The following is a 16,057-nucleotide window of genomic DNA, read 5'->3' on the forward strand; positions in this document are numbered from 1 at the left end:
TTTTGTGAAAATTACTTTAAAGGTCGTGTGTTAGCTTATGCAAAATCTTTTATGGAAAGAGCTTATTGCTCTAAGAGCAAGGAAAAAAACGTATAAGGTTCCAGTGATTAAGGTTCCAGTGATAATGAAGAACTTATCGATGAAGTTTATAATCTTATCTTATTTAATTTCTACTAAATCACCATCAAGCACTATAGGATATTCAGTCGTTTGAAAAAAAGATTTTATTTTTTCAGAGCTTGAGGAGCGAATAAATTGAGATTTCTGCATAAAGCAAACATGGAAAAATTGTGATTTATTGATAATGTCTTTTATCAGATAAGAGGATGAGAGCGATGAGAAAAGGACATTTCTTTCAATATCGTAACGTGAATCAATAAACAATAAAACGCCAACACCGTTCTCAAATTGATTGACTATAATGAGTTGAATATCTGTAGCCGAAAGAGTGCAACCTTGAAAATTGAAGACATTTGTAAAATCGTGTACAGAAATTGAAGTTTCTATAAATATTATAAAAAATTGCTGTTCTTCCTTTCAGGTGTAAGGTATGGCCATGATAGCCACAATCGCATGATTGATCATATGCAATATGAACAACATCACCTGTGGCGTGCTCTAGTAATGGTGCATCTTCAGGATAAAAAACAGAGACAATTAATTCATCATTTTTAGAACTTGAATTGACTTGAAAGATCATTAATGTCGCCATTAATTTTGGCTATAGTAGTAAGAATAGTGCTATTTTTTATACGAGCTATCTTATTATAAAATTATGTAGGGTAGGAGAAGAACGTATAGGTATCTAATTTACGCGCATAAAGGCTTTTCAGGGATTAAATCTAAACTCAGATTTTCTCTCTTTACAGAGTCAGAACTGTATTTTTATCATAATGACTAGCTTCTCTATCATAATATTTCTTCACGAGAGCTTTCCAAAAATAGTACACCAGCTAGTTTGTTCTTAAAAAAATAATCAAGGCAATACTTTCGCACCACCCTCATTCGCTGTCTTTAAGGGTGCCTTTTGCATTTACAGAAATTTCCCACTGACTTTAGAAGCGGAGCCTAGAAAAGTGGGGAAGAGGAGAACCATAGGGTGCTGTGACTACTCATGTTGTCATGCTATAGAAATATTTGGTTTTGTAGGGTAGCAGCAGCCCCCCTTTAATGCTTTTTAGGCATTAAAAATGGCATGAGAAAATGCTGGTAGTTGTGATATGTTTTTTCTAAAGTTTTTTAATTATGGCTGATCCATGAGCTCTAAGATATACATTGAGAGAGAATGGGCGGCATTAAAAGTTAAATGCGCATGGTGAGGTTTGAGATTGATTAGTTTAAAATCCTTTTCTGAGCGGCCGTGCGCTGCACTTTTCTTGTTTCTTAAACTCATAGTACCATCTACAATTTGATACAGACCGGATGCGATCATTTTTAAGTCATTTTCATCTAGATCTTGATTTTTTAAGTTTTCTTTCTTCATATCTTCGGGATGGATCTTAGCTTTCTTAACGACTTGTTTCCATAAAACGGGCAGCGTATTACGGGCGTTTTCTTCATATGAGATAGAATGGTGGTCGAGATAAGCTTTGCAAGAAGCTTCCAATAGATTTGCTGCAAATAGAACCGCCTCCTTTGGATCTTTTTCTATATTTTCTAATGCCCTTTTTATTTCGATTTCTACTGCTGAAAGTCCTTTCTCTGTAATACGTTTTTGTAGCTCTTCTGTAGAGAGGAGACCAGCTTTTTGCAATTCTTGTGTGGAGGTCAGCTCCTTCTTGATAATATATCCTCCACGCTGATATTCTAATCTATCTTTCTTTAACGTTTCTAAAACTTTACGTTGATCTTCTTTTAACTGTAGAGTTTTTTTGTATAACGATGAATTCAATCCGGTAGGGTCTGGATCATAATATTCTTTTTCCATAAAATCACTAAGCAGGTTACCAAGGACTTCAAGTGGTTCTTCGCATTGAGAATTGATTGCACGTAGCCACACTTTAACTTTTTGGATTTTTGTACCTTCTGGAATTTCAGAAGGAGCAAATGATGCAATAAACAATTCATCTAACTCGTTATGCGTATAATGGTACGCAAACATTGGAGGAAGTAGTCCAATGATTGCAGGAGGAATTTTGTTTTTTTGAGATATTTTTTGCGGGGATGATAATTGCATTTTATGGCTTTATAATATCAAAAAGTGGTGTGTGGAGTGGTTTTTAGAGTATGATTTTATTGGCTTGACCTTGCATAGAAAGTCGCGCAACAATTTTGTGGCTTATATAAGATTTTTGAAAGGGAAATGCCATATTGTGTTTTAATTTTTTTCTCCTTTCATTGTTATAGCAGTGAAGCGGGTGGATAATGTGTGATAATTCGAAAAATATAGAATGAGAACAGAAGTATAATTTTGTATTATCGTAACTGCAATAACATTCTTTATTGGCAGATTGTTTATTGAAAATGAGAAGCAGGCAATGCGCATAATCCCTGAACGGAAGGTTTTGTGACAAGAATTTCAACAATAGTATGTTAGAAAAAAATGTTGCGTGTGTTCTTTGCTTGTCAAAAAGAGCAGATGGGGCGCTTTATTCGCATAACCAGTAAAGAGCTCAAGTGGTACAGGAGAGAAGTTTAGCAATCTCGTTTATCTCGTCAAGTTTATTGCTTTCACTAAAAATGCTGTTTTATGATATCCGTTGTTAATCTTGCATACTTGCTAAAGAAGAAATATAAACAGTTATCGTCTCTGTAAGGGAGCTTTAAGCAATGAAATTAGGCGTAAAAAAGCTCTGAAAAGCTTCTTTTGCCGTAAAACTTACAAGAAAAATTTAAAGGTAGGGAAATCTAAAAGCACACTGTAAAAATCAAAAAAACAATTTTTTTAAAGATGGTTTCCCGTATGTCATTGTGTATTACGATTTTCAATGTTTTAAAAACTTCTCCCTCAAAGAGGAAAGCCTTTGTTCTTAAAGCGGGGGAGATTTGTTATAACAGTTAACAACAAAATAGAGAGAAGATGCTGTTTTACCAGCTGTTTTTGTTGCTTTATTCACTTAATCCCGTTGCAATTACCAAACCATAGTGATCAAAGAAGTGTGATATAGGGTGAATGAAATAACTTGGTTTGAAAGTGCGGTGCGATTTTCCACACCGCGATGTGTCGTGAAAAGTGATCAGCTTTGGGGGCTGGGCGGCGTATTCTATACTGGTGTTGTAGGGGCGTTTGTTAGTGCGTTTATGGGATCTTGGATTGAAAATCATGTTGTCCTCCGTGGACACCTCCAAAGATACCATTTAGAAAATTCCATATTTCAATGGGTTTTTAGAGGTGTCTCATAGAACAAAGGGCTCATAAAATTACAAACGCTGTCTGTTATCAGTGGTGTCCGATTTTAGAGCTTAAGGAGCCTGTCGGTTTAATACTCTTTTATGGAATGGTGAAGGCTGGGACTAAAGTCCCGGCGCGTTAGTATTCTTCGACAGTGGTAAACGCTGTATGATCTATAGCATTACAAATGTTATTGATAGGGCATTCACATAAAAGCATATCAAAAATCGGAACTTTTCTCTTTAGGCGATAAGAAGAGGGCTAGGCAAAACAGTAAAAATGCAGCGATAGAGAAGAGGAAGAATATGAGATATGTTTGACTTAAGGAAAGGTGTTGCTCTGTTAACGAATGTAGCAGAAAGCCAGCAAATACACCCCCTAAGGCTCCACCTATTTGCTGTAATATGCGTGTGATAACGGCTGTATCTTTGACGTATAAACTGTTGACATATTGGATGGGAGCAGACAAACATACAATGGTGGTGATGCCAAGCCCTACGCCTCTTAGCAAGAATCCAAGTCCATCCATGCTTATATTATAGCCGAAGCATAATAACCCAAAGCTTGATATCACCAAACCAATTCCTATCATGAAAAAGGGAGATTTTTCTTTCCACTTTTGGTAAATAAATTTCCTTCCAATCCATGCACCCGCTCCTTGCAGAGCTAGGACTGCACCGATGATGAGAAGGCTATTTTCATGGGCTTGTTCCATGGCAATGGCTAGTGGGAAATAAACGAGGAAACTATAAAAAAGAAATGAAGCAACAAGCCCCATGATCATGAGCAATGTATAGCGCGCATTTTTAAATCCGCTAAAGATGATTAATTTGTTTTTTGCTTTCTGATTAGAAACAATGAATAATATGAGAGATATCACTGCTATAAGTGCTAGGATAAAGAGGGCGTTGTGGTTATTTATATTTCTGGCTTCTGTGAGGTAAAAAAACGAGAGAAGCGATATAGAAAATGCTAAAAATGCAAATAAGTTAAATTTTGTTTTTGTTGTTTCGTTGCTCTTTAAATGTTTTGCTCCAAGGGTGAGTGCCAATAAAATAAGCGGAATATTAATAAAAAATAACAAACGCCAAGACACATACTGAGCAAATGAAGCTCCTACCAGCGGTCCAAAGGCAGGAGCAAAAACCGTTGGTACGGCTATGGTGCCCATGGCTTGGCGCACTCGTGTCTGCCCAAATTGTAACGCAATAATGGTTTGGCTAAGGGGTAGCAAAAGGCCTGTCCCAAACCCTTGAACAATACGAGCAGATATAATGGTTGGAAAATTATAGCTTAATCCTACCCCCAGTGAGCCAAGCATAAAAATGAAGCTTGCAAGGAGCCAAGTTCTTTTTATACCTATTCTTCCTTGCACAAAAGCGGACATCAGCAGTCCTGGAACGGTTGCTAGAAAATAGGACGTGACAACCCATTGTATATTATTTCCTTCCACGGAAAAATAACGCGCAAGGTCAGGAAGGATGACATTGACAATGCTCCCATCCAGCAGAGGAAGTATGCTGGAAATAATGACGGTATATATGACATATTTTTCTGATTTGGTATAGGAATCTACCTTTTGCATGATTATGCTCCCTAAAGATATTCTTTAAAATATTGCTTCCCCCCCCATAAATCACAGAGTTTTAAGAATGAACACGCATTTGTGATATCTGCAATTTTGATATTGGAATGAATATGATTGGAAGTGCTGATGGTCCCCTTGTGTATAACCCGCCTTTTTCTCTAGAATTAAGCCATCAGTTAAGCTGATATCAATGAGTTTATCGAGGAGTCTATTCGCTGTCAATTCAATCTGTATGAGAGCAAAAGCAGAACTTAGACGTGCATGCTTGCTCCAAAGGCTCAATGGTTTGCGGTCCTTATGAGATCCGCCCCAGTTTTACTGCCCCGTTTACGTTCTGGTATAAAATGATTGGGGTTCATAAAAGCATCTGGATCACGGTTAGCTGCTTCAATCATGCAAAAAACAAGAGAGTTGGCTGGTAATGTGACTCCTGCGAACTCTATTGCTTGATTGGTCTGGCGTGGTATAAGCTGAATGGGAGAAGTCAAGCGCAGTGTTTCTGCGATTGCATCGCCAAAAAGTCTCCTATCATTTTGGATTTTTTCTCATTCATTTGGGTGTGTGAGGAAATGATAAAAAAGATAAGTTCATGTTTTATCGGCAGGTTCTATGACGGCTAATAACATGTTAAGGACGAGCGCAACTATTTCAGAAGTTCTCATACCGGTGCCACCATTTGTCTTCTGGCATAAAACAGAGATTAAATTTTCTAATGCATTTTTGTCCCATTCTTTTATAAGTGGTGTTAGATAAGAGATGATATCTTTGCTGCACGATAAGCTGAATTCTTTTTCCTCATTTGATTGGTTTAGGCTGGTGACAAAAGATGCAACTCCTCTATGCCACATGGATATATCCTTGTAGCGGTCTCTTAGGTTAGCCTAAGACCATTAATGTAACAAGTCCGCTATAGTCTTTACCAAATTCATTTATAATATCTATTTTCCCCTTTGGAAGATGTATCATGAGAAGCTGGTCTGTTGTTTCTTCAATAATTTCAGTATAGCGTGTGCGGAACATTTGCCCAGTAAGCTTTGAAAGTATGATGTGCCACTTGCTATGGTGCTTATGCCCTTCCATTTGGGTTAAGACGCAATCCACTCCTTACCGGCTCTGCCCGAATGGCTAAGCGTGTTGTTGTAAAGCGGGTATCCTTCAAAAGTGCGCTGACATTTTCATAGTGGCCAAAAAAATAAGCTTTAAGATTTTCATCTCAAAGAACAGAGTTAGAAGAATGTATAGTTTGGTATGCGTTGTATGGATTTTTTTGGAAATTTTCGCCCATAACGTTGAATTAAATAACGTGGCGCATTATTCATCCTGCTTGGATTTTTAATGATAAATTGGCTCGTTTCATAAGTTTTCGTCCATAACGAAATAATTCTGTATCCTTGCTGCTTGTAAACACAGAGAAGTTGTTCGCCATTGAGCAACAATTCTCCAACAAGGACATTCACGATGGTAGGCTAAAACTGAGTTCTCTCTATTAAGTAAAGATGAGCTATTTACGTAAAACAGTATTTCATCAAGAATATATTCAAGAGAAATATTAGTTTTTTCCAAACGCTTTATTTTTTTAGTTGATAATCCTACGCTTTTTCTCGATGCCCAACTGCCTAGATTGAGATTTGCGTGTATGATTCACAAAATTTTGAATTTCTTCGTACAAAAGTATTAAAAAGAGCAATTAGAAATGCGGAGCAATGACAAGGGGAACAAATGTTAAATAAATCAAAAATTGACTTATCATTAGAGAATAATTTTTGTTCAAAAGTAAGTTTTTTACCAAAATTGTGCCCTAAAATGAAGGTTGTTGATTTTTCAAATGGAGTATCTACCGTTAATTCAACATTTTCTTCAGATACATTCAATATTATCTCTACTAAAAATTTACAAGAAACGATACATGTAGACTAAGCAAAGTTCATAATCGATCCCTTTAATACACAGAAACTACCTTTAGCTTGATGGATTGGACCTCATTCATTTCATTACAAAGTGAATGAACTTCTCTTATCTATCGGCTTAGAGCATGTTGAAACAGAGGTAAAAATGGCAGACTTCGCTCAAGATATAGATTCCATATTCCTTCTATGCTGGACAACTTCAAAATAAAGAAAGTTCAATTACTTCAAGATTTTATAAATTATGGAAATGTTATGACGTCAGTATTCGAGCCTTTTGATGAGGAGGCGGTAATATTTTATGAAACAATAGGTGGTTGTTATAAAAAAGATTCTGATGTAGAAATGTTCGTTGGTTCTATAAATAACAATCCTGTGGTAATATGTTTTTGTATTAAAGCGGATAGAATTGGTGGCGTGTGCCAGAGTTTCAGAAAAGAGGTATTGGGACATTAATGACAAAAATTGCTATTGAACATTTAAAAAGAAGGCAATGTCGTGTTATTGGTTTTCAAGCTTCTTAACGAGGGAATTGGTATTTATAAAAAATTGGGTTTTATAAGTTTTGGTGAATTCAAAGTTTATTCCAATAAACACATAGTAGTTTAGCTATGAACTCTTTTTTGTGCTAATCTAATCTACAAGAGAATTTATTATTTTTAGTAGAACTCAAATATGGACAACTAATCTATACGATAAAGGAAATTTGGCCAATCCCCTTTAGTACTGATAGTGAAAAGCTAAAATCAGTTATTATAAATATAATTGTTTCAAGTGACTCACTCAAATTTTCTTTCTTTTATGATTTTCAGGATAATTATCTTAAAAAAACAGATATCTATCACAGATCCAATTTAAACAAGTGAAAATTTTCTATTTGATATGACTGTCAGTTTACTGTTTGTTTCTGGTTTTTATGAAGAACTAGAACGCAAACTTATAGCTTGTAATTTTCATTGTGTTTGTATTGAGAGAAGTTAAGAATGCGAAATGATTTTTCTAAATTATAAGAATTATGAATATTGTAATCATATGCCTCTTATACAGGTAAGCTCCTTTTTTGTTTTCTTTTCTGCTTTTTTAGTAACTCTAGAAAACCGATGTACTTTTACAGATCAAAAATTTCATTAGAGTTAGGGCAAATTCGCTTCATGGTATCGGACAATTGAGAACACTTAACTGAACTGGAAGCTGTTTTCTTAAAGCCTTGTTGGTGGAGAGCTTAAGATTATGGATTCTTCTTTTTGTAAATGAGATTAATTGTATTTTAAATAAAACTTGAATAATTTTTACATCATAATATTAAGAAAAGTTATTTGTAAGTCATTGGAAAAAATAATATTTTAAGCTATTTATTGCGAAAGAATAAGTTTTTCTGTTATGCTAAGGTTATAACCAAATTTGCTGTTTCACCTCTCACTTTATCATCATTTAACTCAAATGAATGTGAAAAAGAATCTCAAAAAATATCTGGTTGAATTCTTCAAAATATAAATAGATGTATATTACAATCACTATTCTATCTTTTATCCTAGCAGATCAGTATTTTAAAATAGAAAATTTCTCGCCTTTTTTCTGTATAATTGCTCTCATAAATTTGAGTGTTTTTTGGGTATAAAAAAATTTCTATATGCTGATATTTAAAATGCAGACTTTCATGACAGGATTTTGGAAAAAAAGATATGTTTTTTACTGTAAAAGGTGTAATCTATGCATAGAGATCAGTATTTTTAAACGAATTTCTATAATTTCAAGGTCCAAATTCTGTAATTTTTAAAGGATGCGTTGATATTTTCCTCCATGGCGTTGTAAAAAACCTCTCTCAACAAGAGTGCGTCGTAATCGGGCAAAGTCTATCGTAAAGAGGTTGCATATCTTGGAAACTTCCATTTCGCTATAGATTTTTCCCATTTGAAACGCTTCACCAATTTTTGATAGCATCTCTTCTGTTTCTAAATAGCGATCACTAAAATTTTCCATATTTCGTCCATTTTTATCTTCTAGCGCTTGCCACAATGTATCGATTGCTTGAAATCCTTCTGTTGTGTTTTGAATAAGTCCGAGGTTCAAAAGGCGATTGATGGATTTGTGAATGGTTTTGGCATCTGAATCAATATGTTGGAGGATATCAGTAAGATTTTTTGCACCAAGGATAATGGCAGCATAAACAGCGCGCAGGGTAGGAGAGGTCATGGCAGAAATGAGCGAACTGCGTGTGTAGCGTTTGTGAAGTGCTTCTGCTCCCATGGGCAAAAGATCATTGCGAATGGGCAATTCATTGATTTCTATAAGTTCTTCTTGTAGTGATTGTGCGCGTACAATTTGTTCGGCTGGGGTGCGTTTACGGATGATGCCAAGACCACTTTGGCGATATTTGTGGTTTTCGGGGAGTGTTAAAGCCTCATAGGAATCATCAAGCCGATAGAGGAGTTCTTCCCAGATAGGGGTTCTAACGCGTCGAACCCGTTGTTCGCCATTAAGAGCAATCGTTGTGGTCATTGTTGGTTCATGCAGACAAAGATAACCACCAGCGGTGATATGTTCCCAAAGGGTTATAACAAATCGTACATCATCTGCTGGCGTTCCAGCATCAAGCCAAGCAAAATCTATTGGCGCCCAAGATTTGAGAGTTCTTTCATCAAGAGAGAAAAAATTTTCATTGATAAATGTTACAGTATCTTTTTCAATGCCATCTTTAAGAAGTTCTTGCCATGCTTCTTCTGCTGATTGACCTTCTACTGTAAAATCATCAATGGTGATAAGCCGAGGTTCATAATTCTCAGGAATTCCTGAAGGGTCAAGCAAAGCTGTTCGTTCTTCCCAAATGGCGGATTCTAGAAGCTTTTTATCCTGTTGCCATGCTTGTTTTGCTTTTTGGAGTGCTCTTGCGATAAAGCGCGTACTATCACCAGCACCGATTTCAATGACTGTGCGTGGTCTTGCCATTTGAATAAGCGCATAAATGAGCTGTGCACTATTTTCTGTTCCCATGCCAGGTCTTATCAGCTGCATCTTTTTATCCTTATAATTTTATCAATCGTAGCATTCCTGCTTTTACAAGAAACTTTATTGAATCCTCTAGCGGGTGTTGAATGTGCATTGGTGTGGTGGCTTGCTTTAAGAGATGTTTTGTTTTTTCATGAAGCCGGATTGTACGCCCATTGAGTTGATTAATGGCAAGACTGCCAAGAGAAGAATCTATGATAATACATGTTGGCTCTCGTAAAAGAGCGGTTGCATCATTTTCTGAAAATGCTTTTTGATCTGTTTCGATGAGACCGTGTTGTAAAAGTGATATCAAAAGACTTCCAGGGGCAAGAAGAGTATCATTGAATTGTATTTCTCTCAGTGATTGGACAAGGCAGCTTTCACGAAGTGCTTCAAATGTGGGAAAGTCGAATCCGCCAAATGTCGCTCCTTTTGTAGAAACAATGGTGATGGGTTGTATTTGCCGTTTGCCAATGAGTGCTGGTTTGTTTTTTATTATTTGTACATCTTTTGCCCATTGAACGCGTGATAAAGGATTGAGTTCACGTGGGTAGACAGCGAAAGAATTGATGGCTATGGGCGGCGTTGGTTTTTGCAATTCAAGTGTGTGGGAGCTCTCATGACAATCATGTCGCATATAGTCTGCCAGTTGCCACACATAGCCGCCTGTTCCATTGTAAAAGTTTAAGCCTATAGGATCTTGTTGCATGATGTTAAACCGGTTTCTATTTTGCTATAAACTAAATTTGGGGAACGGTTGTTAGCTCTTCCACACTCAAGAGTGGTTCATCAAAGTCTTATTGGTTGGTGTGGGGTTATAGGGGAGATACAACGATTTTATCGAGAGGTGATTGTCATGCCATTTTTGGGTTTGGTTTGCCTGATAGCAAAGTCCGTTAACCATTATCATATTCCTTTTTTTGCATAGTGCGGTTTATAATAAAGCCTAATATGCCTGTGATCATTGTGGCGATGCCAATGATAAATAGTGTGCTTTGGGTGTGATGCACTTTTACAAAACCGGCTCCTAGAAAGCCAAGGCACACTGCTGTTTGTATGATAAAGATATAGGCAGGCATTTGGTTGTTTCGGTGTTCTTTCTGAATGGCTTTCATCATAAAACTTGCCATTAGAGCATTTTGTACGCCGTTTGCACCCCCAAGGATGAAAAATGACAGCATCATTAACCATACAATATGTGTTAAGGAAAAGCAGAAAATTGCAAAACCAATTATTGTAGCGGCAAGTGATGCACCAGCGGCATTGCCAAAGCGGTGGAAAAGGCTGGAAAAGCAGAGTGGTCCGACGACGAGCCCTAGACTTATCATACTTGCAATTATCCCGTAGGTTTCAGCGCTTAAATACAGTTCGGTGCGGATGCGGACAATTGATAAGACATTAAGAGCTGAGGTGAGGATGATGGTAATGATGAGGGGGGAAAGAGCATAGACAACATTTTTTTTATGCAAGAGCCCTCTTAAGTCTAGTCCCTTTTTGGCTTGCTGTGTTGTGGTTGTTGTTGGCACATGCATGTTTAAACTTTTAAAACAGAAGAGAGTGATAAAGGTAGCAAAAAGAACCATGATTGGCAACACAAACAATCCTTTTTGCCCGTTCGATAGATCATACAACACACCCCCTAGCAGTGGTCCGGCAATGTAGCCAAGATTACGAACTGTTTGGAGAATGCGGTTTATACGGTCTAGTTGCTGATCATTGGTTGCAAATTCTGGGACGGAAACGAGGATAGCAGACCAAAAGAGTGAACCAGCACAACCTAGTGCGAAAGAAAGTGCAATGTAAACCCAAAATTGGTTGGCGATTGCGGCAACAGCTATGAAGAGTGCTTCAAACAATAAAACAATGGGGATTGTTCGCGTTGGTTGGAAGCGATGTAAGAGGCGTGGTGCAATTGGTCCCGCACAAATTGCTCCTATAAGCCCTGCAAAAAGCAGCATTGAAACATAAGCTGTACTTTCTGCTAAGTGTAGAGCAAATGTGACTTGAGCTGTTTCATCAGCAAAGCTGCTCAAGCCCAAGACGAGGAAAAGTCCCATTTGGGTAAAAATCATGGATTTTTTCTTTGTCACAATGCCCCCCCAAGATGCCAAAGCTTTTACGGTTTTCAAAATTTCCTTCTGCGCATATTTATATGGTTTATCATTTAATTTTGCTAGATCTAATTTTTTTCCTGATGAAAGTTGGGAAAGGAAATGTTCTAGATGAGAGCTATACTCAAAACTGGCGCAATGCCCATTTGCTGCGATGAGGAGTTCTTTTGTTTCAGTTAAGGGCACCCATTGGAGGGTTGCAGATGCGCGAAGAGTGATTTCATTTTCAATCTCAGAGACGTCAACAAGAGGGCGCTTGACACATAAACGTGAACTTGTATCACAAATTAATTGAGAAACCAGCATATGGCGTTTTAAGGTACCATTTGCGATGGCGGAGTTTAGTGCAGAGTGTTGAAAAGCATTATCAGGGTTTAAATTTTCTCTTCCTGATGCGCGGATATCATGTCGCGTTCGATCATCAAGATGGAGTAAATGCGTGACATAATTTTTATGATGTTGTGCATCGTGTGCTGTTTCCCAAAAGGCAATATTGATATTTGCCGCGATATTTTTTCCAGTTTCAGCAACGTGGAAAGCATCATGGGGAAAGTAGGCAACACGGTCTGTACGGTTTTGCAGCGCAATTGCTGTTGATTTATGCGCTTCATATTCAGGATATTTTAGCCCTTGGAGGTCTTCTCGTGTACTGGGCCATGCAAACATTGTTTTGCCATCCTGTAGAGTAAAACCAAAATTATGAGCGTGATCTACATGGATCCCAACATGGGTAGAAGAATACCGGCCAATGAAGCAGTCAATATCTACACGTCCACCAGGTCTAAAACCTAAAGAATGTGCTAATTGATCTGCAAATTGTTTTGCCGCGTCCCATAGTATAGGAGTTGCAGCGTATAACCCATAATACATGACCAACCATTCTTGCCCTTCGGCATATTGGTCAACGCGGGCAGTATATTCTTCTATAGTTCTATCCGTATCTAAAACAAGAAAGTTTGAAAGAGGACGTGGACTCCGCACTCCATTAAGCACTGTTACTACTTCGGATTTAGGATTAAGAGCTAAGAGTTTATGAGGATGTAGAGCGTATTGTCTTAAAGCACTCAAAACATCCCTTTCATTCTCAAGTTTTGTTCACAAGTGAGGCAACAGAAGGTATCACAGCACTTTTGGCTGATATGTCACATGAATCTATTGAATTGATTGATCGAGTTGATGTGATGGATATTGTCGCAATATTGAAGGCTTTTTTTGCTTTTTTTACGCAACGCCAATCCTCTCTGCCGGACAATTTGGGGCAGAACTAGCCCTTTATTATCACTGGGCGCCTTCAGAGATTAACCAGATGGATTGGCTGGATGTGATTGCCTATCGAGAAGAACTCGCACGCCTGAAAGCTCAAGAATATGAAAGCCATCAGTTAGGATAAGAGACGATCATGGATGTTTCCCTTGTTGTGCGTTTTGTCAATCATCTGCAAGAGGGGATCGCTTCTGCCAAGCGAGATCTTGCAGCCTTTAGTTCAGATGTTGCGCATTTCCAAAACAAGACAAGGCATCATTTTAAAGGGTGGTTTGACCCGGAGCATCTTGAGGATGCGACAAAGAATGCGGAAAATGCTTTTATCCAAGCGCGGGGGCGCATGGTGGGTGCCATTGCGCAAACAGCAACCTTAATTGCACCGCTCTATAAAGCCATGCAATTTGATCAATCGATGAAGGGATTAGAAAAGGTTCTCGATGCCCCCCTTGATCGCTTAAAGGAATTGCGCCGTTTTGCGCTTGAAACTTCCACCAAGATTCCGTTAGCGGCTCGTGAAGTCTTAGAATTGATGACCAGTGCTAGCCAAGCAGGGATTGGTGAACAAGATTTAGAAGCTTTTAGCATTTATGCAGCCAAAGCGGCTGTTGCTTTTGATATGACGGGAGATCAGATTGGGGAGCGCTTTGCCAAGTTGCGCAATGTCTTTAAGCTTAATCAGGTAGGTATTGAAGATCTAGGCGATGCCATCAATCATCTCTCTAACCACATGGCGGCAAAGGCCAGTGAGGTGTCTGATTTTACCAATCGTGCCACCGGTGCGGCAACCATGTTTAAGCTCACCGCGCGCGAAACTGCGGCATTTGGTACAGCGATGATTTCTGCTGGGATTGTTCCAGAGAGTGCCGCGCGTGGCTTTAATGCCATGAGTGCCCGCATTCAGGCAGGGGGCAAGCATATTGAAGATGCTTTTGCCAATATCGGGCTTTCCCGCGAAAAATTCATGCAAGATCTGGACAAAGATGCCACCGGTACCTTGGTGCGCTTTTTTAATGTGTTGGGCAAATCCGAACAGGGGATGCGTTCGCTGATTGCCATTGCGGGGCGCGATTTTACCGGCGATTTTGCCAAATTGGTGGGTAACCCCGAATTGTTAGGGCAAGCTTTAGATTATGTGAAAGATCCACAAGTCTTTAAAGGCTCTGTAGAGCAAGAAGCAGACAAACAAGCAACCGGTGCCATGCGGCAATTTGAACTCTTACAAAACCGCATTGTGGCTCTGGGCATCACCATTGGTGAAGTGCTTCTGCCTCCTCTCAACAGTTTGATGGAAAGTGTTGGCAATTTTACCAATGGGCTTATGGCATGGGCGAATGCCCATCCCACTTTAACAAGCGCTATTATCAAAACCATTGCCGCTCTGATGGCTTTTAATATTGCTCTACGGGTTTTGCGCTTTACCATGGCTGGCACACGTCTTGGGCTTCTTCAATTGATGGGCTCTTTTATCAAGCTTAGAGTACTCAGTCGTGGTGTTGCTGCAAGCTGGCGAGGGCTATTGGCTGCAGGGCGCTCGCTGGGCTTGCTAACCGCGGGTCTTGGGGCAAGTTCACTCCGACTCTTACGCCCCATGACCTTGTTGGTCGGGGCTTTACGGGGGATTGCTGTCTCAGGAAGTGCATTTGCTGCCTCTTTTGGTTGGATCGGGACAGCGATAGAAGTGGCTGGGGCAAGTCTTTCCTCTGTTGTGGGGGGTATTTTTACCCCGATCGGGGCGGTCATTGCTGCTGTTGTGGCTGTCATATTGGCTGCTGGTTTTGCTTTGTGGAAATATTGGGACCGTTTTTCTTCATTTGTCAAAGGTTTTGCACGGGGGATATCTCGGGCTTGGGGGCGTGCCTTTGAAGCCGTCATGCGTTTTTTTGGTGCTGATACTACCACCATCACCAAATGGAAAAACATCATTGCTGCTGCTTTCGACTTCTCTTCCCATTGGCAAAAGTTTAAACAAGGACTTTCCTCTGTTGTCGAGTGGTTTGGCAATTTGTGGGAGGGCGTTAAACAAAGCTTTTCCAACTTTTGGCAATGGTTGAAGAGTTTTTTTACACAGGAAAAGCTCTCGGAGAGTGCCAAGGCTGGTATGGAACAAGCGGGCGAAGATCTGGCTAATTCGATTGTCGATGGCTTTATGTCGTCTATCTCACAATTGATGGATTTTTGTAAATCTTTGCCTAGCCGCATTAAGGGGTGGATTGGGTCGATTGATGTAAGAGAGTTTTTGCCAAGTTTTTTGGGGGGTAAAACAGCCATCCAACCCATCGTGCAATTTGCGGGGGCTTCTCCTGTAAATTCATCTGCGAGAGAGCAAAGAGACAAAGACCGTTCCCCCATCACACACAATCAAAATGTCACAGTGCATGTTAATGGGGCGCGTGAACCCATGGCCACTGGTCGCGCGGTTGCCCATGCTTTGCAACGGGCACGCGCTAATGCGCTGCATGGCGGGACAGAATAAGGGGAGGGCGTCTATGAGAGATCCTTTGCTGATGTTAGGACCACATCTCTTTTATGTGGACTGGCTGAATTTCCAATCCTTTGAGGAAGAGTTTTCTGCCTCATGGGTTTGCCTAGAGCGTTTTGGTGAGGCACCCGGTTTGCAATTTACCGGTTATGGCAATGACCCCAAAACCATTCATGGGGTGTTGTTTCCAGAAGAGTTTGGGGACCGTGCAGCCATTGATGCCATCACTAGAACCATTCGTGTTGCCAAGCCTGTTCAGATGATCCGTTGGATGAGTGACAATGGCTATAGCGCCATTCTCCATGGATCAGTGGTAATCACCAGTGTCACGAAAGATCACGACTATATTAGTCGCTCTGGTCAATCGGGGCGCATTCGCTATGCCATTAGCTT

At 39.4% G+C, this 16,057-nt stretch carries 14 protein-coding genes and 1 pseudogene; 6 read left to right on the forward strand and 9 right to left on the reverse strand.

Features of this window, described 5'->3' with window-relative positions; all coding sequences use genetic code 11:
* Window positions 1–1,243: 1,243 nt before the first annotated feature.
* A complete protein-coding gene (locus ACFINC_RS08470; RefSeq protein ID WP_375608790.1) occupies window positions 1,244–2,176 on the reverse strand; it encodes an abortive infection family protein in 933 nt (310 codons plus the stop codon).
* Window positions 2,177–3,108: 932 nt separating this feature from the next.
* Here ACFINC_RS08470 and ACFINC_RS08475 point away from each other — a divergent pair.
* On the forward strand, window positions 3,109–3,342 hold the full coding sequence (locus tag ACFINC_RS08475; protein ID WP_375616915.1) for a hypothetical protein: 234 nt from the start codon (window positions 3,109–3,111) through the stop codon (window positions 3,340–3,342).
* 209 nt (window positions 3,343–3,551) lie between these two features.
* On the opposite strand, the gene ACFINC_RS08480 is transcribed toward ACFINC_RS08475, so the two are convergent.
* The 5 genes from ACFINC_RS08480 to ACFINC_RS08500 form a co-directional block, all read right to left on the reverse strand.
* Window positions 3,552–4,916, reverse strand: a complete 1,365-nt coding sequence (locus ACFINC_RS08480) for an MFS transporter (RefSeq protein WP_375616916.1) — start codon at window positions 4,914–4,916, stop codon at window positions 3,552–3,554.
* A 281-nt stretch (window positions 4,917–5,197) separates the two neighbouring features.
* Window positions 5,198–5,407: a cytochrome P450 gene (locus ACFINC_RS08485; protein WP_375616917.1), complete on the reverse strand. Its 210-nt coding sequence runs from the start codon at window positions 5,405–5,407 to the stop codon at window positions 5,198–5,200.
* 99 nt (window positions 5,408–5,506) lie between these two features.
* On the reverse strand, window positions 5,507–5,767 hold the full coding sequence (locus tag ACFINC_RS08490) for a hypothetical protein (RefSeq protein WP_375616918.1): 261 nt from the start codon (window positions 5,765–5,767) through the stop codon (window positions 5,507–5,509).
* Between the two features lie 28 nt (window positions 5,768–5,795).
* Window positions 5,796–6,020: a hypothetical protein gene (locus ACFINC_RS08495; protein ID WP_375616919.1), complete on the reverse strand. Its 225-nt coding sequence runs from the start codon at window positions 6,018–6,020 to the stop codon at window positions 5,796–5,798.
* 252 nt (window positions 6,021–6,272) lie between these two features.
* The gene (locus tag ACFINC_RS08500; RefSeq protein WP_375616920.1) at window positions 6,273–6,482 is read right to left on the reverse strand and encodes a tRNA-dependent cyclodipeptide synthase; all 210 of its coding nucleotides are present in this window, start codon (window positions 6,480–6,482) and stop codon (window positions 6,273–6,275) included.
* A 156-nt stretch (window positions 6,483–6,638) separates the two neighbouring features.
* On the opposite strand from ACFINC_RS08500, the gene ACFINC_RS08505 reads away from it, so the two are divergent.
* Together ACFINC_RS08505 and ACFINC_RS08510 are read left to right on the forward strand one after the other, a co-directional pair.
* Window positions 6,639–6,836 carry a hypothetical protein gene (locus tag ACFINC_RS08505; protein ID WP_375616921.1) on the forward strand — a complete coding sequence of 66 codons (198 nt, stop codon included), beginning with the start codon at window positions 6,639–6,641 and terminating at the stop codon, window positions 6,834–6,836.
* Between the two features lie 242 nt (window positions 6,837–7,078).
* Window positions 7,079–7,279, forward strand: a complete 201-nt coding sequence (locus tag ACFINC_RS08510) for a hypothetical protein (protein ID WP_375616922.1) — start codon at window positions 7,079–7,081, stop codon at window positions 7,277–7,279.
* Window positions 7,280–8,596: 1,317 nt separating this feature from the next.
* On the opposite strand, the gene ACFINC_RS08515 is transcribed toward ACFINC_RS08510, so the two are convergent.
* The 3 genes from ACFINC_RS08515 to ACFINC_RS08525 all read right to left on the reverse strand — a co-directional run bounded on the left by ACFINC_RS08515 (window position 8,597) and on the right by ACFINC_RS08525 (window position 11,901).
* Window positions 8,597–9,835: a DUF2087 domain-containing protein gene (locus ACFINC_RS08515; RefSeq protein WP_375616923.1), complete on the reverse strand. Its 1,239-nt coding sequence runs from the start codon at window positions 9,833–9,835 to the stop codon at window positions 8,597–8,599.
* Window positions 9,836–9,845: 10 nt separating this feature from the next.
* Window positions 9,846–10,520, reverse strand: coding sequence for a hypothetical protein (locus tag ACFINC_RS08520; protein WP_375616924.1), 675 nt, complete (start codon window positions 10,518–10,520; stop codon window positions 9,846–9,848).
* Between the two features lie 187 nt (window positions 10,521–10,707).
* Entirely contained in the window at window positions 10,708–11,901 is a 1,194-nt protein-coding gene (locus tag ACFINC_RS08525; RefSeq protein ID WP_375616927.1) for an MFS transporter, read from the reverse strand.
* Window positions 11,902–13,007: 1,106 nt separating this feature from the next.
* Between ACFINC_RS08525 and ACFINC_RS08530 the strand changes: the two are divergent.
* The 3 genes and pseudogenes from ACFINC_RS08530 to ACFINC_RS08540 all read left to right on the forward strand — a co-directional run.
* Window positions 13,008–13,190: pseudogene (locus tag ACFINC_RS08530) on the forward strand (hypothetical protein); the annotation flags it as partial.
* A 131-nt stretch (window positions 13,191–13,321) separates the two neighbouring features.
* The gene (locus ACFINC_RS08535; protein WP_375616925.1) at window positions 13,322–15,658 is read left to right on the forward strand and encodes a phage tail tape measure protein; all 2,337 of its coding nucleotides are present in this window, start codon (window positions 13,322–13,324) and stop codon (window positions 15,656–15,658) included.
* Window positions 15,659–15,671: 13 nt separating this feature from the next.
* The coding region (locus tag ACFINC_RS08540) for a phage tail protein (RefSeq protein WP_375616926.1) at window positions 15,672–16,057 on the forward strand (386 nt) is incomplete at its 3' end.

The sequence above is a fragment of the Bartonella sp. AP58NXGY genome, from assembly GCF_042195785.1.
Lineage (GTDB): Bacteria > Pseudomonadota > Alphaproteobacteria > Rhizobiales > Rhizobiaceae > Bartonella.